This window comes from Rhizobium sp. SYY.PMSO, assembly GCF_046840415.1.
GTDB lineage: Bacteria > Pseudomonadota > Alphaproteobacteria > Rhizobiales > Rhizobiaceae > Rhizobium.
The window spans coordinates 288,436-307,011 of sequence record NZ_CP177351.1; the positions used below are offsets into that span (position 1 = coordinate 288,436).

Sequence of the window (18,576 nt, forward strand, 5' to 3'; positions counted from 1 at the left end):
TGCCCCTATATGGAACAAAGAGAACGGCGATTAGTTGATCGTGGGAATGTCTGGAACCATTGCGAGCCCCCAATGCTCGAAAGATTTCCCCTGGCCGGCACAGGCCCTTCGCTGGCGTATGAACATGCGGACGCGGAAACACTCGGCGAGCTGCGCGATGACGCTTGCTCGTGCACGCGCTGCGACCTTTATCGCAACGCCACTCATCTCGTGTTCGGCGAGGGGCCGGGCGCAGCCGATGTCATGCTTGTGGGCGAGCAGCCCGGAGACCGCGAAGATCTCGCCGGTCGTCCGTTCGTCGGGCCGGCGGGCCGGCTGCTCGATCAATGTCTGGACGAGGCGGGCGTAGATCGGCAGCGGTGCTACGTCACCAACGCCGTCAAGCATTTCAAATACCAGCTGCGCGGCAAGAAGCGCCTTCACGCAAGGCCCAATGCGGGAGAGGTGCAGCGTTGCGCCTGGTGGCTGGGTGCGGAGCTCGACCTTCTGAAACCGAAGCTGGTCGTCGCGCTCGGCGCGACAGCGGTGTCGTCGCTGCTCGGATCGAAAATCAAGGTCATGCGCGATCGCGGCCGGATCCTGCATCCCTCGGGAAAACCCGATGTTCTGGTGACTATTCATCCCTCGGCGCTTTTGCGGATCAGGGAGGCGGACGAGAGGGAAAAGAGCACGCTCGCCTTCATCCGGGATCTGAAAAAGATCCGGCATTTTCTGCGGCGCTGACAATCGTTTTACCCGCCGGTCGGGCGTTTTACCTGCCGGTCGGGAAACGAACTCCGCCCGACAATAAACAAAGGTCCTGTCATGGCTGACAATCAACCCGATATCATGGAAACGAAACCGGATCGGCCCAGACGGCAGCCCAAGGACGGCGCTTCCAGCCGCATCGAGGCGCCGCCGGAACCGAAGCGACCGTCCTTCATCCGCCGTCACCCGTTCTGGGTGCTTTTCGGCGTGGTGGCGCTGGCGGTTCTCGCCGTTGCCGCATGGTTCGTGTGGAAGATCTACTTCTATCCCTATGAATCGACGGACGATGCCTTTGTCGATGCGCGCAGCTTCTCTGTGGCCGCCAAGGTCTCCGGCTATGTGGCCGAGGTGCCGGTGACGGACAATCAGCACGTCAAGCCTGGCGATGTCATCCTGCGCATCGACCCTCGCGATTATCAGATCGCGCTCGATCAGGCGAACGGACAGGTGGAGGTCGCCAAGGCCTCCATAGAGAGTGCCGATGCGCAGATCGAAGCGGCCAATGCTTCCGTCGACGTCGCAAGAGCCCAGCAGAATTCCGCCAGCGCCGCGCTTCAATATGCCCAGCAGGAAGCCAATCGGCAGCAGCAGCTGGTCAAATCCGGATCCGGCAGCGTGCAATCGGTGCAGCAGGCAACGGCGACCCTCCAGCAGGATCAGGCCGGCCTCGCGCAAATGCAGGCGAACGTGACTTCGGCATTGAAGAACAAGGCCGTGGCCGAGGCGCAGAAATCCAGCGCGCTGGCAAGCCTCAAGCAGGCGCAGGCGCAAGCCGAAGAGGCGCAGCAAAACCTGAATTATACGACGATCATCGCTGTCCAGCCCGGTCGTATCGTTCACCTGACCGGCGCCAGGGGCCAATTCCTCGATGCGGGGCAGGCGATCGCGACCTTCGTTCCCGACGAGGTCTGGATCACCGCGAACTTCAAGGAGACGCAGCTCACCGATATGCGGCCGGATCAGCCGGTGGACGTCACGATCGACGCCTATCCGGATCATACGCTTCACGGCAAGGTGGCGTCGGTTCAGCCCGGCTCCGGCACGGCCTTCTCCCTTCTTCCGGCCGAGAATGCGACAGGCAATTACGTGAAGGTGACACAGCGGGTGCCGGTCAAGATCATCGTCGACAAGTGGCCCGCGGATGTCGCCATCGGCCCCGGCATGTCCGTCGTGCCGACGGTGACGGTGCGGCCGAGGACCTGACATGAGCGACGCAGAGGCAACGGCAGGTGGAACGGCGCCGCCTTCCACGCAAGCCACCAATCCCTGGCTGATCGCCATCGTTGTGTCGCTGGCGACCTTCATGGAGGTGCTCGACACCACGATCGCCAATGTGGCGCTGCGCTATATTTCCGGGGGCCTTGCCGTCAGCTCCGACCAGGCCTCCTGGGTGGTTACGACCTATCTCGTCTCCAACGCGATCGTCTTAGTTGCCAGCAGCTATTTCGCGGAGCGGTTCGGGCGGCGGCGGTTCTATCTCCTCTGCCTGGCGACGTTCACCATCGCCTCCATTCTGTGCGGCCTATCCTGGAATCTCGAGGCATTGCTGGTTTTCCGCATGATCCAGGGTTTTGCCGGCGGCGGAATGGTGCCGACGTCACAGGCGATCCTGGCGGATGCGTTTCCGCCGGCAAAGCGGGGCCAGGCCTTTGCGCTCTTCGGCGTGGCCGTCGTGGTTGCGCCGGTCATCGGGCCGACATTGGGCGGCTATCTCTCCGACAATCTTTCCTGGCACTGGTGCTTTCTCATCAACGGGCCGGTCGGTGTCTTCGCCTTCGCGCTCGTCTATGCGTTGCTGAAGGAAACGCCGAAGACGAAGCAGATGCGCGAGGAATTCCGCCGCAAGGGCGTGCGCTTCGACATTGTCGGCTTCCTGCTGATTGCAACCTTTCTCGGCTCGCTGGAGCTGACGCTCGATCGCGGCCAGACCGACGACTGGTTCGGCTCCAGCTTCATCATCATGATAACGGCCATCTGCGTGCTTTCGTTTCTGCTGGCCATTCCCTGGGTGCTGACAAAAGCCAATCCGGTCATCGATGGCCGGCTGCTGGGCACCCGGCAATTCGGCTCCTGTTTCATCGTCATGATGGCAATCGGCGCGATTCTGATCGCAACCACGCAGTTCATTCCGCAGGTGGTGCAGCAGAATTACGGATATACCGCGACATGGGCCGGTCTGGCGCTATCGCCGGGTGGTCTGGTAACAATGGTCATGATGTTCGTCGCAGGGCGCATCAGCTCCCTGGTTCAGCCGAAATATCTGATCGCTATCGGTTCCGCGGTCATCGCCATGTCGATGTGGCAATTGACGGAGCTCTATCCCGGGCTGAATTTCGGCTTTTTCGTCTGGTCGCGCCTCTATATCGGGCTGGGCCTGCCGCTGATCTTCATCCCGATCACGTCCGCTTCCTATTACGGCCTGAAGCCGGAGCAGACCAATCAGGCTTCCGCAATGATCAATGCCGCCCGCAACATTGGCGGTTCGATCGGCGTGTGCATCGCCTCCAATGTCCTGGCCCATCGGGAGCAATGGCACCAGAGCCGGCTGGTGGAGCATGTGACGCCGTCCTCACCCGCCTATCACGAGACGCTGCAGACCATGACGCGCTATTTTGCCGAGAGGGGAGCGACGACGCCGGATGCGCAGGCGCAGGCAACAGCCTGGATCGGTCAGCAGGTGCAGACCCAGGCGAGCTATCTGGCCTATATCGATGTGTTCCATGTGCTGATGCTGATCGTGCTCTGCGCCATTCCGCTGGCACTGATCCTCAGCAATGTGGATCTCAAGGAGAGCGGCGGTGGCGGAGCGCATTGAGAGCGGAAGGCCGGCCTCGTGCGTTCGGCAGCCGCAGCGCGTCCGCCACCTCGGGCTTGTCATGGCGAACCTCGCCTGCCTCGCTTTCCGCATCCATCCGGTCGAGTTGCCTTGCGGGCGAGGCGGGTGCCGCGGCTCGCCCGGCGGAACCAAGCGAGGCGCAGGCCGTTTCCTTTCGGGTATCGGAGGGAAATCTCATGGCGCCGCGCTCATTCTGGAAAGGCTACCTCAAGCTCTCGCTCGTCACTTGCCCGGTCGCCATGGCGCCTGCGACGAGCGATAACGAAAAGGTTCGTTTCCATACGCTCAATGGCAGGACCGGCAATCGCGTCGTCAGCCAGTATGTGGATTCGATCACCGGCAAAGCGGTGGACGAGGACGACGAGGTCAAGGGATACGCGCGCGGCGAGGATGACTATGTCATGCTTGAGGACGAGGAGCTCGATGCGGTCGCCCTGGAAAGCACGCGGACGATCGATATCGAGATGTTTGTGCCGCGCGACAGCATCGAGTGGATATGGTTCGATACGCCGCATTACCTGACGCCGGACGACCCCGTTGGAGAGGAGGCTTATTGCGTCATCCGCGACGCGATGGCGGCAAGCCGCATGGTCGGCATCGCGCGGCTGGTGATGTATCGCCGCGAACGCGCCGTCATGCTGGAACCTCGCGACAAGGGTATCGTGCTTTGGACATTGCGTTTTGGCGATGAGGTCCGCGACGAACAGGACTATTTCGAGGATATCGGCTCGAAACCGGTGGACACCAAGCTGATGAGACTGGTCGAAGCGCTGATAGAGGAGCGAACGAAGCCGTGGGAGCCCGGCATGGTCTCGGACCCGGTTCAGGAAAAGCTGCTCGATATCATCGCCTCCAAGAAAAAGGGACGCAAGCGCCCCGCAAAGGCGAAGGCGGAGGAAGACGCTGCGCCGGGCAATGTCATCAGCATCATGGATGCGCTTCGAAAGAGCCTTTCGCAGGAAAAGGGCGCGAAGAAACGATAGCGTGTCTCAGGGTCTTTCCGTTCCGAGCCAGCCTCCCCGTTAGGAGCCGCGCTTGCGCCTTCCCTGCGATTGGCGCAGCGGTTCTGAGGCGGCCTTGAACTCGCTCCAGGGGTCGGAGCGAAGCGCGGCAAGGCGTGTCGCTGCATTGAGCACGGTAAAATAGTCCGGGCCGATCGCAGGGCTCAATTCCTCCCATGAAAGCGGCATGGAGACGGCCGCTCCCGGTCGCGCACGGGTGGAATAGGGTGCGACCGCCGTCGATCCGCGTTGGTTTCTGAGGTAATCGACGAGAATCCTGCCGTGACGTTTCGATTTCGTGATGGTCGAGACATAGCGGTCCGGACTGTCGGCAGCCATGGCGTCGGCGATGCCTTTGGTGAACGCTTTGACGGCAGGCCACTCGGCCTCGGCGACGAGGGGGCAGACGATGTGCAACCCCTTGCCGCCGGATGTCTTGACGAAGGGGACCAGACCGGCCTGTTTCAAGCGCTCTCCGGTCTCTTCGGCGGCGGCGATAACGTTGGTCCAGGCAACGCCCGGCCCCGGATCCAGGTCCATGATGATCATATCCGGCTTTTCCCAGTTGCCGACCATCGATCCCCAGGGGTGAATTTCGAGGACCGCCGCCTGCACGAGGCCGATCAGCCCGTTCAGGTCTTGAATGCTCACATACGGTTCTTCGTCCTGCGGATCCTTCGCCAATGCGATGTTCCGGTTCATGCCGTTCCAGGCATGCTTTTGAAAGAAGTGCTGTCCATGAATGCCGTTGGGGCAGCGCACCAGCGCGAGTGGCCGGCCGACGACAAAGGGTCCCATGTAGCGCCATACTTCCGTGTAGTAATCCGCCAGCCCCGCCTTCGTGACGCCTTCGTCAGGCCAGTAGAGACGATCGCCATGGGTCAAGGTCACGCTGCTTCGGGCAGGCTTCCCGGCCGGGGGTTTCATACCGCCTTTCGGCGCTTCGCGAACGATATCGAGCGGGCTCTTGTCCTCTCGCAGGCCGCGGAAGGAGGCATGACGCAGGTGGCCGTCGGCCGTCCAGGCGCGGAATTCGACTTCCGCGACCAGTTCAGGCCGTACGAAGCGCACGCCGCGATTTTCCTCCGCCGTCAGCTTCGTTGCAAAGGGACTCTGCTCCGCTTTCAGGCGGCCAAGCGTCTTGAACAGCTGTTCGGCAACCATGTGCGTGTAGCCGGTGCCGACGCGGCCGACATGTTCGAGCTTGCCGTCTTCGTAAACACCGAGAACCAGCGAACCGATCGCCTTTCGCGATGTGGTGGAGGGAACCCAGCCGCCGATAACGAATTCCTGCCGCGACGAGCATTTCGACTTGACCCAGGTCTTTCCGCGACCGGAGCGATAGGGATCGTTGGCGATCTTGGAGACGATTCCTTCCAGGCTCAGGCGGCAGGCATGCGTCAAGAGCAGGTCGCCATTGGCATCGAAGTGGCTGCTGAAGCGGAGCTTCCCGGTTTCCGAAGAGATGATCGTCTGCAGCAATTCCTTGCGGCGGATCAACGGACATGCCGTGAGATCGTAACCATCGAGATAGAGGAGATCGAACGCGTAGAAGACGAAGCGGTCGGTGCGGCCCTCGCTGAGGTCGGCCTGAAGCGCGGAGAAGTCCGAGGCGCCGGCGGCGGGCTCGACAACCAGTTCTCCGTCGATCAGGGCCGTGCCGACAGGCAGGTCCCTGAAGGCGGCAAGAATCTCCTTGCCAAATTTCCCGGTCCAGTCGAGGCCGCTGCGGGTCAGCAGCCTGATGCGGCCGGCCTCGATGCGAACCTCGAGCCGATAGCCGTCGAACTTGATTTCGTGCAGCCAGCGCGTGCCCGTGGGCGGCTTGGACACCAATGTCGCCAGGGTGGGCTCGACGAACGCCGGCAGGGCGGCCTTTCGGGCACCCTTCAGGGACGATGGGTCGATGGAAGGCGGATCGGGTTCCGGCGCGGTCTTGCCGGCCTTTTCCTCGGCGGCGCCGTTCTTCGTCCCGGCCTTTCGGCGATCGATCCTGCCCGTCCTTGAGGACCAGCCCGGCGCTTCGTTCTCGACCTCGCCGATGATGCGGCCCGTCTTTGCCGACTCCGGCCGCTCTTCGAGAATGTCGGCCGCGCCTTGCGGGCGGGCGGCATCGTCTTCTCCTTTGATCAGAAGCCAGTTTTCCCGTTTCTCGCGCGGTTTTCCCGCCATGCGGATCAGGTGCCAGCGTCCGCCCAGCTTCTTTCCGTGAAGCTCGAATTCGAGATGCCCTTTTGCCAGTCCCTTGTGAGGGTCGCCGATCGGAGTCCACGACCCCCTGTCCCAGACGATGACGGTTCCGCCGCCATATTCACCCTTCGGGATCGTGCCTTCGAAATCGCCGTATTCCAGGGGATGATCCTCGGTTTGAACCGCGAGCCGCTTTTCGCCGGGCACGAGGCTTGGCCCCTTGGTCACGGCCCAGCTCTTCAAAACGCCATCCAGTTCGAGGCGGAAATCATAGTGGAGCCGGCGCGCATCATGCTTCTGGATGACGTAGCTGTTGCCGGCGGAAGCCGCTTTCTTCCTGCCCGCGCGACCCTTCGGCTCGGACGTCCTGGTGAAATCGCGTTTACGATTGTAGGTCTCGAGTCCCATTGTCAGCCTGCCTTGCGTTGCGGCCGCGACGTAGACGATGCCCTTGATTTCGCTGCCTTGCGAGGTGCCGAGCCGGCTTTTTTCGCCGAGGGCTTCGAACTTGCCTTGCCGCTGCCGCCAACACCCGCGCTCTGCCGCAGAGCCTCCATGAGATCGGCGACTTTGGCAACCTTGGCGGGTTTGCGGTGCGGGATGGCCCTGCCTTCGATCTTGGCTTTGACAAGGTCTGCTAGGGCCGCTTCATAACGGTCGTCGAATTCGCCGGCGTCGAAGATGCCTTTTTTCGTGTCGATGATGTGCCTGGCGAGATCGAGCATCTCGCCTTTGATCCTTATGTCGGGTACGCCCTCGAAAGCGTCCCTGGCCGGCCGAACCTCGTAGTCGAAGTTCAGGGTGGTTGCGATCAGTCCCTTGTCATGGGGACGGATCATGAGCGTCCGCAGGCGGCGAAACAGGACGGTCTGCGCAATCGCGGCTACCTTTTTCCTGCGCATGCCTTCGCGGATCAAGGCGAACGCTTCCTCGCCGGCCGGGGCGGAGGGGGTAAGGTAATAGGGTCGGTCGAAATAGACGTCATCGACATCCGAACATGCCAGGAAGGCCGTTATCTGCAAAACCTTGTCGCTTTCCGGCACTGCGGCGGCGATTTCCTCCGGCTTCAGCGTGACGTACTCGTCCTTGTTGAGTTCATAGCCCTTGACCTGATCTTCGCGCGGAACCGGCTTTCCGGTCCCGCTATCGATGAATTCGCGCCTGACGCGATTGCCCGTTTCCCGGTTCAGCGTATGAAAGGAAATCCTCTCCGAGGTGGAGACGGCCGTATAGAGCGCGACAGCGCAGCTCACTTCTCCGAATTTCAGATATCCTTTCCATTGGGCGCGCGGGCTCATGTTCCAGCTCCAGACCGACAATGGGTGTGAAACGGCAACCGAGGGTCATTGTTCCCTATGCGCGCGCAAAGCTGGCTGCATATCGTGGGGGAGACGCACGGCCTTTGGCGCCGCAGGCCAAACAGGATGGCTGCATCAACCTGCCGCGATCAGTTCATCCGGCCGTTTCATGCCAAAAACATTGGCCAGATGGTTTGCCGTCCTGCGATAATGCTCCTCCAGAAGCGTCGTCGCCTTGTCGGCGTCGCGAGCGAGGGTCGCTTCGGCGAGCGCGCCGTGTTCCCCCTGGACATCCCTTCCTGCCGGGTGCGCGGCGGCGAGAAGCACCGGAATGCGGTATCGTTCCGTTGCCGCATAGAGGCGCTCGAAGAATTCCAGGGTCCAGGGCGAGTTGCAGGCTGCCAGCAGGGCGCGATGGAACGCGTAGTGGCGCGCCTCGAGCGTCCATATATCGGCGTCCGGGCCCGTTCTGTCGACCTGAAGATTGAGCGCGTAGAGAGCCGATACGATCCCGGCAGCCCACCCGTCGTCGCCGGACCGGATCGAAGCGCGCAGCGCATCGCTTTCGATGCGGATGCGCACGTTCACGGCGTCAAGCAATTCGTCGAGCGACAAGGGCGCGACGCGGAACCCGCGCAGGGATTCGGCCGTCACCAGGCGCTCCGCCTGTAACCGGTTCAGCGCCTCCCGCAGGGGCGAGAAGCCCATCTCGTAGCGCTCGCTCAAGTCGGAAAGACGCAAGGGGCGTCCTGGCGGAAGCTCTCCGCGGATAATGTCGTGACGCAGGGCGTCATATGCCTTTTCGGCGAGAGTCATGATGATGAGTCCTTTGCTTCGGGAACAGTAGTCTATCGGGCTGTTTGTCGGCAATTCCAAAAATTTTCGAAAATATGTATTGCTTTCGCAAATATGATCGCTCATGTTGGCGCTATCCAAAATGACGGAGAGGAGGGTTCGATGACGAAGCCCCGTGAGAATCATCGTGAGGATGTCGTCGGGCGTGCCAATGTCGAAGATACGCCCGAGCTTTTGGCCTATTACGGCGATCTCGAACGGTACAGCGCCGGCGCGCTGTGGACCGTGGCGAACAAGATCGAGCCGTGGGAGCCGAAGTCGCGGTCCGTGCCTGTCGTCTGGCGCTACAAGGATCTTCGCGACCATGTGCTGCGCTCTGTCCAGCTGGTGACGCCGGAAAAGGCCGGCCGCCGCGTCATCTACCTCAACAATCCCGGCAGGAGCGATGTTGCTGCGGCCGTGGGCTGGCTGTATGCGGGGTTGCAGGTGATGAATCCGGGCGAGGTTGCCAGCGCGCATCGCCATTCCGCGTCCGCGATCCGCTTCATCATGGAAGGAGCCGGCGCCTATACGGTCGTCGATGGCCACAAGATGACGCTCGGCGCAAACGATTTCGTGCTGACTCCCAATGGCACCTGGCACGAGCATGGCGTCGAGGCGAGCGGCTCGCCCTGCATCTGGCAGGACGGCCTCGACATTCCGTTCGTCAATGCGATGGAAGCGAACTTCTACGAAGTCCATCCCGATCTCTCGCAAGCGGTCGGCTTTGCCGTCGACGACATGACCAAGACCTGGGGGAACCCCGGATTGACGCCGGCCGGACAGGCCTGGAACAAGGGCTACAGCCCGATGTTCAAGTACGAATGGGCGCCAACTTACGAATCCCTGGTGAAATATGCGGGTTGCACGGATGGCTCGCCGTTTGACGGCGTACTGATGGACTATGTCAATCCCGTCACCAACGGGCCTGTCATGCAGACCATGGGCGCCAGCATGCAGATGCTGCGTCCGGGTGAACATACCAAGGCGCACCGTCACACCGGCAGCGGCCTCTATCACGTCGCCAAGGGCGGCGGTCACTCCATCATCAACGGCAAGCGCTACGACTGGCAGGAGCACGATATCTTCTGCGTGCCTTCCTGGGCGTGGCACGAGCATGTCAATGGCTCTGAGCGGGAGGACGCGTGCCTGTTCTGCCTTTCGGACCTGCCCGTGATGCGGGCGCTGGGTCTCTATCGGGAGCAGGCGTTCGGCGACAATGGCGGCTTCCAGCCGCTTCTTTAGGGAAAAAGATATGAAACTTGTGACTTACCGAGCCTCCGTCGAGGCCGCGGCCCGGCTTGGCGTAATCGTCGACGATCTGGTGGTGGACGTCGAGGCATTGGCTGCATCGCAGGGCGAAGACCTGCCCGATACCATGCTCGGCCTGATCGATGCGGGCCGGCCCGGTGTCGAAACATTGCGCGCCTGTCTGAGCGAAGCCAACGGGCAGTTTCCGGCCGGCGCCGCCACGGCGCTTGCCAATGTGAAGCTGCTCGCTCCGATCCCGCGGCCGCGCAAGAACATCTTCGGCATCGGACTGAACTACGTCGAGCATGTCGCCGAAAGCGCCAAGTCGCTCGATACCGCGCGGGATTTGCCCAAACAGCCGGTCATCTTCTCCAAGCCGCCGACCACCGTCATCGGGCCGGGCGAGGGCATCGAGCACAATGGCAGGATCACGCAGCAGCTGGATTGGGAGGTCGAGCTCGCCGTCATCATCGGCACCACGGCCAGGCGTGTGGCCAAGTCCGAAGCCCTGCGGCATGTCTTCGGCTACTCCGTGATGATCGACGTATCGGCTCGCGACAACAGGCGCGCAGGCCAGTGGATCTTTTCCAAGGGGCAGGACACCTACGCGCCGTTCGGCCCCTGCATCGTCACGGCGGACGAGATTCCCGATCCGCAAGGTCTCGATCTGTGGCTGACGGTCAATGGCGTCGAGAAGCAACGCTCGAATACCCGCCATATGCTGTTCAAGGTCGATGAACTGATCGCGGATATATCGGCCGGCATCACGCTCGAGCCGGGGGACATCATCGCGTCGGGCACGCCGGAAGGCGTGGGAGCGGGCCGCGATCCGCAGGAATGGATGTGGCCGGGGGATGTTGTCGTCGCCTGTGTCGAAGGGATAGGTTCTCTGCGTCATCCCGTCGTCGACGCAACGCCGGAGTAACCATGATGCAACCATTCAAGGTGGCCGTCGTCCAGATGGCGTCCATGCCGGGCGACGCGCCAGCCACCGCCGCTGCGGCGGCTGGGCGACTGCGCGAGGCCGCTGCGAACGGGGCAAGGCTCGTGGTCTTTCCCGAGGCGTTGATCGGCGGCTACCCCAAGGGGGCGAGTTTCGGTGCTCCGATCGGCATGCGGAAAGCTGAGGGGCGTGAGGCCTTCGCACGCTATCATGCCGCCGCGATCGATCTCGATGGAGAGGAAGTTGCAATCCTTGCCGAGGCTGCGGCGGAAACGGGCGCGTTTGCCGTTGTCGGCGTGATCGAGCGTGACGGCGCGACGCTTTATTGCACGGCACTCTATTTCGACGGTGCCAAGGGGCTGGTCGGCAAGCATAGAAAGCTCATGCCGACGGCCGGCGAACGGCTGATCTGGGGCTTCGGCGATGGTTCGACCATGCCGGCCTTTCGCACGGAGCTTGGTGTGATCGGTGCGGTGATCTGCTGGGAAAACTACATGCCGGCGCTGCGGATGCACATGTACCATCAGGGCGTTACGCTTTACTGCGCGCCGACGGCGGACGACCGCGACGGCTGGCTGCCGACCATGCGGCATATCGCGCTCGAAGGGCGTACCTTTGTGCTGACCGCCTGCCAGTACATTACCCGCGCGGCCTTCGGGCCGGACCATGAAAGCGCCCTCGGCGACGAGCCGGACCGGGTTATGATGCGCGGCGGTTCCGCTATCGTCGATCCGCTCGGACAGGTCCTGGCCGGTCCGGATTTTTCCGGCGAAACCATTCTATATGCGCAGATCGATCCCGGCGACGTCATGCGGGCAAAGTTCGATTTCGACGTCACCGGTCACTATGCGCGGCCCGATGTGTTCAGCCTGTCGGTCGATACACGCGCCAAGCCGGCCGTGCGTGAAATCTGATGCGCTTCGATCTCGACGATGCCGGCAGCCAGAATACCTATAAGCTGCTGGCTGCCACCGTCATGCCCAGACCGATCGCCTGGGTGGTGACGCTCGATGAGCAGGGCCGGCTGAATGCGGCGCCCTACAGCTTCTTCAACGTCATGGGACCATCGCCGCCGACCGTGGCGATCGGCATCATGGCCGACCCGGAAAGAGGCTTCAAGGACACGGCGCGCAACATCCTCGACACTGGCGAATTCGTCGTCAATCTCGTGCCCGAGCGTCTGGTCGAGGCGATGAATATCACTGCCATCGATGCGCCGCGCGGCATCGATGAACTGACGCTGGCCGGACTTGCGACCGCGCCGTCGGCTCATGTTCGTCCGCCGAGGATCGCCGAAAGTCCCGTCGCTTTCGAATGCGTATCGCTGTCGTCGGTCGTCACCGGTCCCTCTCAGGTCGTGGTAATCGGCCGTGTGCTGGCCGTTCATGTCGCCGACGATTGCGTGCTGGATGTCGAGCGCGCCCATATCGATACGCCAAGGCTCGATCTCGTCGCCCGCTCCTACGGCAGCGACTACGTGCGCAGCCACGATACCTTCAGCCTCGTTCGCCCGAAATGGAGCGACCGGCAGGGCCCGAAACCGGAATAGCCTCCTCCAAAATCGTCTTGCCGATCGGTGACGGCGTACCTGCGTCGTCACCGGTCTTGGCGTCTTTTCGTTTGGTTTCAATGGCCCTCCGGAGAAATCATCGAATAATTCAATATTTTCGAAAATCTCCGTTGACAGTTGGCGGGAAGTGAAAGAAACTTAACTCCGGAGTTAAGAAATTCATCGAATTGGTGGTTCGTCAAGGGAGGAAATGCCGCGATGATGCAGGAGCGCGTCGAAGGTCGCTGGCTGGATTCGTTCCGCCGCGTCTTCAAGTTGAACGGCATTGGCCAGGGCACGCAGGTTGCCATTCTGTCCGAAACCCAGTCGCGGCCGGTTCTCGTCCATCTTTCGGATCTGGCGCTGCACGACCTGGGGGCGGAATACTGCATGATCCAGATGCCCACGCCGCGCCAGACGGCGCCGGTTCCGGTAAAATCGACCGGCACCTCCTGGGCGATCCAGCAGAACCGCGCCGTCATCGAAGCTCTGAAGCGGGTCGAGGTCATCGTCGATTGCACGGTGGAGGGCCTGATTCACGCGCCGGAATGGCCGGAGATCGAGGCATCGGGCAATACGCGGCTTCTCGTCGTCTGCAACGAGCATCCCGAAATTCTGGAGCGCACCGAGCCGACAGCCGAACTCGGCCCCAAGGTCGCGCTCGGCGTTGAAATGCTGCGCCAGGCGAGCGAAATGCGCGTCACCTCGGCTGTCGGCACCGATCTTCTGATCGACCTGCGCGGCGCTCCCTGCGGCGGCACGCCGGGCTTCGGCACCAGGCCGGGCGACGTGGCGCACTGGCCGGGCGGCCTTTGCCTTGCCTTTCCGGGGCAGAATTCCGTCAACGGCCGCATCGTCATGGATGTCGGCGACATGAACCTGACCTTCAAGACGGCGCTGACAAGCCGCATCGATTTCACCGTCGAAAATGATTTCGTCACCGCCATCGAGGGCGACGGCATCGATGCCATCCATTTCCGCGAATACATGGAAGCCTGGAACGACAGGAACGCCTACGGCATGAGCCATGTCGGCTGGGGCATGCACCCGCGCGCCCGCTGGGTGTCGGCGGCCATGTACGACAAGCGTGACATGCAGGCGGTCGAATTCCGGGCGCTTGCCGGTTCCTTCCTGTGGTCCACGGGCGCGAACCAGTATGCGGGCCGCTACACGCTCGGCCATTTCGATCTGCCGATGCGCAATTGCACGATCGAGCTCGACGGAAAGGTCGTCGTTAGGAACGGCGTCCTGCAGGGTGAACTGGCGCTTTGACGCCTTCGAAGAGAGAAGAAGCATGAGCGAAATTGCCGATTACTACGACCTCTCCCGCATCCGGCCGGAAGTCCAGAAAGTCCTCAACCGCGTGAACGAGCTTGGCCGCGAACGCTTCGCCCTTCGTGCCAAGGCTGTCGATGACGACGCTTCCTTTCCGGTCGAGAACTACAGGGATCTGGCCGAGGAGGGCTTCCTCGGGCTCTGCATTCCGCAGGAGTTCGGCGGCTGGGGCTTTTCGATGTTCGAATACGCCATGGTCGGGGCCGAGATCGGCAAATATTGCGGCGCCACGGCGCTCACCTTCAACATGCACAATTCCTCCATGGCCTGGTCGCGCTTCATGTTCGAAATGCCGAACCTGACGCTCGAGGAGAAGGCGACTTTCGCCCCCTTGCGCGAGCGCCAGTTCCGCCGCGCCATCGCGGAAAGAGCCATTTTCTCGCAGCCGATTTCCGAAGGCGGGCAGAACTGGACCTCCAAGCCGAACCAGACCCAATGCCGCAAGGTGGAAGGTGGCTGGAAGATCAACGGCTTCAAGAAGTTCGCCTCGCTTGCCGGCTATTGCGACTATTACACCATCGTCTGCACCGAGACGTTCGAGGGTCAGGAGCCGCGCCATGAGGACACGATGCTGTTCGTCGTCCACAAGGACACCCCCGGCCTGACCGTCAAGGGCGAATGGGACCCGCTCGGCATGCGCGGCACCAACAGCCGCGACCTCATCCTGAAGGATGTCTTCGTCAAGGCCGACGATCTGCTGATGCCGCGCGGCATTTTCAACAAGACCCTGCCCAACTGGCCGCATATGATGATCACGCTGTCGCCGACCTATATGGGCGTGGCGCAAGGCGCCTATGATTTCATGGTGGACTATCTCAAGGGCAAGATTCCCGGCCAGCCGCCGATCGATCGGCGCATGTATGCCACCAAGCGCATTGCTGTCGGCAAGATGTATGCCCGCCTTGCCAATATACGCGCTTTGTGGTGGCAGGCTTTCAGCGAGGCCAAGGGGTTCCCGAGCAAGGCGGAGGTGCTGCGCATGTATGCCGCGCAATACAACGTCATGGAGGGTGCCGCCGAAATGACGTCGATGGCGATCCGCACCTGCGGCGGCCAGTCGATGCTGAAGTCGCTGCCGCTGGAGCGCATGTATCGCGACAGCCGCTGCGGCGCGCTGATGCTGCCCTTCACCTCCGAGATCATGGAGGATTATCTCGGCGTGCTCGCGCTCTACGAGATGGACGAACTCGATCATGCTCCCGGCGACGAAGGCGGCGCCCGTACGTCGCTCTGGCGCGGCGATGCCGGCGGCGCGGGCGGAGTGAGGTAGTCCCCATGCCGCGCGACCGGGTGCAGATCATCGGGCAACGCCCAGCCTCTCCCGAGGCGGTCTGGGCCATCGCCGGCGATTTCTGCGGAAAATGGCATCCCGCCATTGCCGGCATCCGAGCCGAGCACGATGCGCGCGGCAGTCTTATCCGCGCCTTCACCGTGCACGGCGAGGATACGCTCTACCGCGAGCAGCTTACCTGGTTCAGCGATAGCGACCGCTCGCTTGGCTACACCCATCTGGAAGGCATTTCCGGCGTCGATCGCTACGACGGCCGCGTGACCGTCTCCGGCGATGGTGCCGGCGGCAGCCTTGTCGAATGGACCGCCGATGTCGATGCTCCGGACGCGACGCGTCTGGCCGGGATATGCCAGGGTACGAAGGTTATTTTCGAGGCTGGCATCGCCGCCCTTTCGGATCGAGCCCGGCGTCATGAGGCGGTTCCGTCCCGGCAGCGATCCCCGGCGCCGGTCACTTTCGAGGACATATCGCTCGGCAGCCAGCCGCGGCTGGCGTTGACGGCAACGCCGCGGAAGGATGGGCCGCTCTGCCTCTTCCTGCACGGTATCGGTGGCGGGCGGGCCAATTGGCTGCCGCAGCTTGCCGCCGCCGGGACCGTCATGCGCGCGGCGGCTCTGGACTTGCGCGGCTATGGCGACAGCACGCTCGGGGCGGAGCCCTCGGTGGTCGATGATTATTGCGCCGACATATTGCGTATCCGCGAGGCGCTGGGTGCGGAAAGGCTGGTTCTGGTCGGCCTGTCCTATGGTTCGTGGATCGCCACGTCCTTCGCCATGCGCCATCCCGACCTGCTGGCCGGACTGGTTCTCTCCGGCGGCTGCACCGGCATGTCGGAAGCGTCTCACGAAGAGCGCGAGGCGTTCCGCGTCAGCCGCCGGGTGCCGCTCGATGCCGGTTTGGCGCCGGCGGATTTTGCGCCCGATGTGGTAAAAGTGCTGGCCGGTCCGAACGCCTCGGTTGAGGTGAAGGAGCAACTGCTGCGCTCCATGGCGGCGATCCCGGCCGCAACCTATCGTGACGCATTGATGTGCTTCACCGATCCGCCGGAACGATTCGATTTCTCCCGCCTGACCATGCCGGTGCTGATGATGACAGGCGAGTATGACCGGCTGGCCGCGCCGGACGAGATCCGTGGCGTGGCGACGCGTATCCATGCCGATGCCGCCTTGCCCGACCTTCGCTATGAAACGATCCGGGATGCGGGCCATGTCTGCAATGTGGAGCAGCCCGAAGCCTATAATCGCATACTTCTCGACTTCCTTGGAAAGCTTCCGCAATGAATGGTCTTCCCCGCCGCCAGCAGAACAGGATCATGCGCGAGCGGCGTATCCTCGATGCCGCTCTGAAGGTGTTTGCCGAGACCGGCTATTCGGGAGCGACCATGGACGCGGTCGCCATCGAGGCGGGCCTGTCGAAGCCTACGCTCTACCAGTATTTCGCGTCGAAGGAGGCGCTCTTCTCGGCGATGATGCTCGGCGAGCGCGACCTGATGCTGGAGTTCTTTCAGCATCCTTCCGGCAAGGGGATGGTGGCCGACCTGCATGGCTTTGCCTGGGACTACGCCGACACGGTGATGCGCCCCGACCTGCTGTCGCTGGCGCGTCTGATCATCGGCGAGGTGCAGCGCTTTCCCGAGATCGGCCGTGCCTATCAGGAGTCCGGCCCCGACCGGCTGTTGCGCGGGATCATGGATTATCTGGAGGCGCAACGAACCGCCGGACGGCTTGCCTTCGAGGATGCGGAGCTGGCGGCACAGGACCTCTGGGGCCTGATCCTGTCGGCGCCTCGAACCCAGGCTCTCTACATGCCGGACCACCCGCCGGGGCGGACCGAAATCGCACGATATCTGAACAACGGCCTCAAGGTATTCCTGAAGGCCTATTCGACCCGGCCAGAGGAGGATCTGGCCAAATTAGAGGCGCTGATAAACGCCCATTCCCTTCAACAGGTGGAACATGACGATTGAAAACTATCTGGCCGACCCGGCCAGTCGATTTGCCACGGTCGCGATGACCGATACGAACGGGCTTCTGCGCGGGCAGATGGTGTCCGTCGGCAGCCTCAAGGGGATCGCGAAAAACGGCATGGGCATGTCGCCGGTGACGCTGGCGCTCGATCCGACCGACGTGGTGCTGACCATCCCCGGCGTCTCCGACGGCACGTCGGACTTTCACGACGATCCGCTGATCATCGATCCGGCCACCGCTCGCCGGCTGCCATGGTCGAAGCCCGGCCATGATCTGCTGGTTCTCTCCAATTATTCCGGCGGTACTTCCGAATTGTGCCCCCGCTCCATCCTGAAGCGCGTGCTCGAGCGTGTGGGCAATGCCGGATATGCCCCCCGCTACGGCATGGAGCTTGAATATACCCTCTTCGATGAAACGCCGGAAAGCGCCCGCGCCAAAGGCTATCGCAATCTCAAGACCGCAACGCAGCACAACAGCCACGATCTGGTGCTCTATCAGGTCCAGCAGACCGAATGGTACGAAGCCGTCGCGGCGATGTGCGAGCCTCTGCGGATCGATCTCGCCAAGATGCACGAGGAAATCGGCGGGGGCTTTCTGGAGGCCTGTATCGCGGCCGGCGAGGGGCTGGAGCCTGCCGATCAGCTCGTGCTGCTGAAGAATTTCCTGCGTTCGCTGGCGCAGAGGCAGGGAAGGTGCGTCACCTTCATGCCGCGCTGGACGGAGGCCGCCGACAGCCAGTCGATCCATGTGCACATCTCGCTCAAGGACCGCGACGGCCGGCCGATCTTTCACGATCCCGCGCAGAAGAACGGCGTGTCGCAGACCTTCCGCCACTTTCTCGGCGGGCTGCAGACCTATATCGGCGACATGACGCTGCTCTTCCAGCCGACCGTCAATTCCTACCGCCGCTTCGCACCGGGTACATTCGCGCCGCCCGGCCTCAGCTGGGGTTATGAAAACCGCACGACCTGTTTCCGCATCGTCGGCCACGACGCCGGTTCGCTCAGGGTCGAAAATCGCCTGCCCGGCGCCGACACCAATCCCTATCTGACCGTGGCGGCCACGATCGCCGCCGGCATCGCCGGCATATTGGAGCAGATAGAACCGGAGCCGGAGACGGTCGGCAACGGCTACGCGCAGGAGCCGGAGCGCGATTTCGCACGTTCGATGCCGGAGGCGATCGAGCGGCTGCGTGACTCGGCCTTTGCCAAGGATTGGCTGGGCGCCCGGTTTGTCGAGGCTTTCACCTCGACGCGTGAAACGCAGCACAACGAGTTCCGCCGCAAGATTCCCGATGTGGAATTGGAACGCTTCTTCGATTTGGGGTGAACGCA

16 protein-coding genes are annotated in these 18,576 nt (G+C 62.5%); 13 read left to right on the plus strand and 3 right to left on the minus strand.

Annotation, left to right across the window (positions count from 1 at the left end; translation table 11 throughout):
• The first annotated feature begins 72 nt into the window (after positions 1 to 72).
• From ACJJVH_RS28125 to ACJJVH_RS28140, 4 genes are all read left to right on the plus strand, one after another.
• Positions 73 to 723 (plus strand): UdgX family uracil-DNA binding protein, encoded by a 651-nt coding sequence (locus tag ACJJVH_RS28125; RefSeq protein WP_412066742.1) that lies wholly within the window; start codon positions 73 to 75, stop codon positions 721 to 723.
• A gap of 81 nt (positions 724 to 804) precedes the next feature.
• Positions 805 to 1,950, plus strand: a complete 1,146-nt coding sequence (locus ACJJVH_RS28130) for an HlyD family secretion protein (RefSeq protein WP_113405361.1) — start codon at positions 805 to 807, stop codon at positions 1,948 to 1,950.
• A 1-nt stretch (position 1,951) separates the two neighbouring features.
• Complete coding sequence (locus ACJJVH_RS28135; RefSeq protein WP_412066743.1) at positions 1,952 to 3,562, plus strand: DHA2 family efflux MFS transporter permease subunit; 1,611 nt, start codon at positions 1,952 to 1,954, stop codon at positions 3,560 to 3,562.
• A 197-nt stretch (positions 3,563 to 3,759) separates the two neighbouring features.
• On the plus strand, positions 3,760 to 4,566 hold the full coding sequence (locus tag ACJJVH_RS28140; RefSeq protein ID WP_112795150.1) for a Ku protein: 807 nt from the start codon (positions 3,760 to 3,762) through the stop codon (positions 4,564 to 4,566).
• A gap of 39 nt (positions 4,567 to 4,605) precedes the next feature.
• On the opposite strand, the gene ligD is transcribed toward ACJJVH_RS28140, so the two are convergent.
• The 3 genes from ligD to ACJJVH_RS28155 form a co-directional block, all read right to left on the minus strand.
• Positions 4,606 to 7,182, minus strand: a complete 2,577-nt coding sequence (gene ligD, locus ACJJVH_RS28145) for a DNA ligase D (RefSeq protein WP_412066744.1) — start codon at positions 7,180 to 7,182, stop codon at positions 4,606 to 4,608.
• A 2-nt stretch (positions 7,183 to 7,184) separates the two neighbouring features.
• A complete protein-coding gene (locus ACJJVH_RS28150; protein WP_412066745.1) occupies positions 7,185 to 8,072 on the minus strand; it encodes a Ku protein in 888 nt (295 codons plus the stop codon).
• Between the two features lie 135 nt (positions 8,073 to 8,207).
• Positions 8,208 to 8,888 carry a GntR family transcriptional regulator gene (locus ACJJVH_RS28155; RefSeq protein ID WP_412066746.1) on the minus strand — a complete coding sequence of 227 codons (681 nt, stop codon included), beginning with the start codon at positions 8,886 to 8,888 and terminating at the stop codon, positions 8,208 to 8,210.
• 141 nt (positions 8,889 to 9,029) lie between these two features.
• Here ACJJVH_RS28155 and ACJJVH_RS28160 point away from each other — a divergent pair, with 141 nt between their 5' ends.
• From ACJJVH_RS28160 to ACJJVH_RS28200, 9 genes are all read left to right on the plus strand, one after another.
• Positions 9,030 to 10,151, plus strand: coding sequence for a cupin domain-containing protein (locus ACJJVH_RS28160; protein ID WP_113435780.1), 1,122 nt, complete (start codon positions 9,030 to 9,032; stop codon positions 10,149 to 10,151).
• Positions 10,152 to 10,161: 10 nt separating this feature from the next.
• Complete coding sequence (locus ACJJVH_RS28165; RefSeq protein ID WP_412066747.1) at positions 10,162 to 11,082, plus strand: fumarylacetoacetate hydrolase family protein; 921 nt, start codon at positions 10,162 to 10,164, stop codon at positions 11,080 to 11,082.
• Positions 11,083 to 11,084: 2 nt separating this feature from the next.
• Entirely contained in the window at positions 11,085 to 12,014 is a 930-nt protein-coding gene (locus ACJJVH_RS28170) for a carbon-nitrogen hydrolase family protein (protein ID WP_412066748.1), read from the plus strand.
• Positions 12,014 to 12,649 (plus strand): flavin reductase family protein, encoded by a 636-nt coding sequence (locus ACJJVH_RS28175; protein WP_412066749.1) that lies wholly within the window; start codon positions 12,014 to 12,016, stop codon positions 12,647 to 12,649. Before ACJJVH_RS28170 ends, ACJJVH_RS28175 begins: the two co-directional genes overlap by 1 nt.
• A gap of 219 nt (positions 12,650 to 12,868) precedes the next feature.
• A complete protein-coding gene (locus tag ACJJVH_RS28180; protein ID WP_112795156.1) occupies positions 12,869 to 13,921 on the plus strand; it encodes a peptidase M29 in 1,053 nt (350 codons plus the stop codon).
• Between the two features lie 22 nt (positions 13,922 to 13,943).
• Positions 13,944 to 15,254 (plus strand): acyl-CoA dehydrogenase family protein, encoded by a 1,311-nt coding sequence (locus ACJJVH_RS28185; protein ID WP_112795157.1) that lies wholly within the window; start codon positions 13,944 to 13,946, stop codon positions 15,252 to 15,254.
• Positions 15,255 to 15,259: 5 nt separating this feature from the next.
• Positions 15,260 to 16,555, plus strand: a complete 1,296-nt coding sequence (locus tag ACJJVH_RS28190; protein ID WP_412066750.1) for an alpha/beta fold hydrolase — start codon at positions 15,260 to 15,262, stop codon at positions 16,553 to 16,555.
• Entirely contained in the window at positions 16,552 to 17,241 is a 690-nt protein-coding gene (locus ACJJVH_RS28195; RefSeq protein WP_113405371.1) for a TetR/AcrR family transcriptional regulator, read from the plus strand. Before ACJJVH_RS28190 ends, ACJJVH_RS28195 begins: the two co-directional genes overlap by 4 nt.
• Positions 17,231 to 18,571 (plus strand): glutamine synthetase family protein, encoded by a 1,341-nt coding sequence (locus tag ACJJVH_RS28200; RefSeq protein WP_412066751.1) that lies wholly within the window; start codon positions 17,231 to 17,233, stop codon positions 18,569 to 18,571. Before ACJJVH_RS28195 ends, ACJJVH_RS28200 begins: the two co-directional genes overlap by 11 nt.
• Positions 18,572 to 18,576: the final 5 nt, after the last annotated feature.

What these genes read in the sequence shown, in the direction of transcription:
- ACJJVH_RS28125 (WP_412066742.1), top strand. Translation starts at nt 73, where the DNA reads ATGCTCGAAAGATTTCCCCTGGCCGGCACAGGCCCTTCGCTGGCGTAT.
- ACJJVH_RS28130 (WP_113405361.1), top strand. Translation starts at nt 805, where the DNA reads ATGGCTGACAATCAACCCGATATCATGGAAACGAAACCGGATCGGCCC.
- ACJJVH_RS28135 (WP_412066743.1), top strand. Translation starts at nt 1,952, where the DNA reads ATGAGCGACGCAGAGGCAACGGCAGGTGGAACGGCGCCGCCTTCCACG.
- ACJJVH_RS28140 (WP_112795150.1), top strand. Translation starts at nt 3,760, where the DNA reads ATGGCGCCGCGCTCATTCTGGAAAGGCTACCTCAAGCTCTCGCTCGTC.
- ligD (WP_412066744.1), bottom strand. Translation starts at nt 7,182, where the DNA reads ATGGGACTCGAGACCTACAATCGTAAACGCGATTTCACCAGGACGTCC.
- ACJJVH_RS28150 (WP_412066745.1), bottom strand. Translation starts at nt 8,072, where the DNA reads ATGAGCCCGCGCGCCCAATGGAAAGGATATCTGAAATTCGGAGAAGTG.
- ACJJVH_RS28155 (WP_412066746.1), bottom strand. Translation starts at nt 8,888, where the DNA reads ATGACTCTCGCCGAAAAGGCATATGACGCCCTGCGTCACGACATTATC.
- ACJJVH_RS28160 (WP_113435780.1), top strand. Translation starts at nt 9,030, where the DNA reads ATGACGAAGCCCCGTGAGAATCATCGTGAGGATGTCGTCGGGCGTGCC.
- ACJJVH_RS28165 (WP_412066747.1), top strand. Translation starts at nt 10,162, where the DNA reads ATGAAACTTGTGACTTACCGAGCCTCCGTCGAGGCCGCGGCCCGGCTT.
- ACJJVH_RS28170 (WP_412066748.1), top strand. Translation starts at nt 11,085, where the DNA reads ATGATGCAACCATTCAAGGTGGCCGTCGTCCAGATGGCGTCCATGCCG.
- ACJJVH_RS28175 (WP_412066749.1), top strand. Translation starts at nt 12,014, where the DNA reads ATGCGCTTCGATCTCGACGATGCCGGCAGCCAGAATACCTATAAGCTG.
- ACJJVH_RS28180 (WP_112795156.1), top strand. Translation starts at nt 12,869, where the DNA reads ATGATGCAGGAGCGCGTCGAAGGTCGCTGGCTGGATTCGTTCCGCCGC.
- ACJJVH_RS28185 (WP_112795157.1), top strand. Translation starts at nt 13,944, where the DNA reads ATGAGCGAAATTGCCGATTACTACGACCTCTCCCGCATCCGGCCGGAA.
- ACJJVH_RS28190 (WP_412066750.1), top strand. Translation starts at nt 15,260, where the DNA reads ATGCCGCGCGACCGGGTGCAGATCATCGGGCAACGCCCAGCCTCTCCC.
- ACJJVH_RS28195 (WP_113405371.1), top strand. Translation starts at nt 16,552, where the DNA reads ATGAATGGTCTTCCCCGCCGCCAGCAGAACAGGATCATGCGCGAGCGG.
- ACJJVH_RS28200 (WP_412066751.1), top strand. Translation starts at nt 17,231, where the DNA reads ATGACGATTGAAAACTATCTGGCCGACCCGGCCAGTCGATTTGCCACG.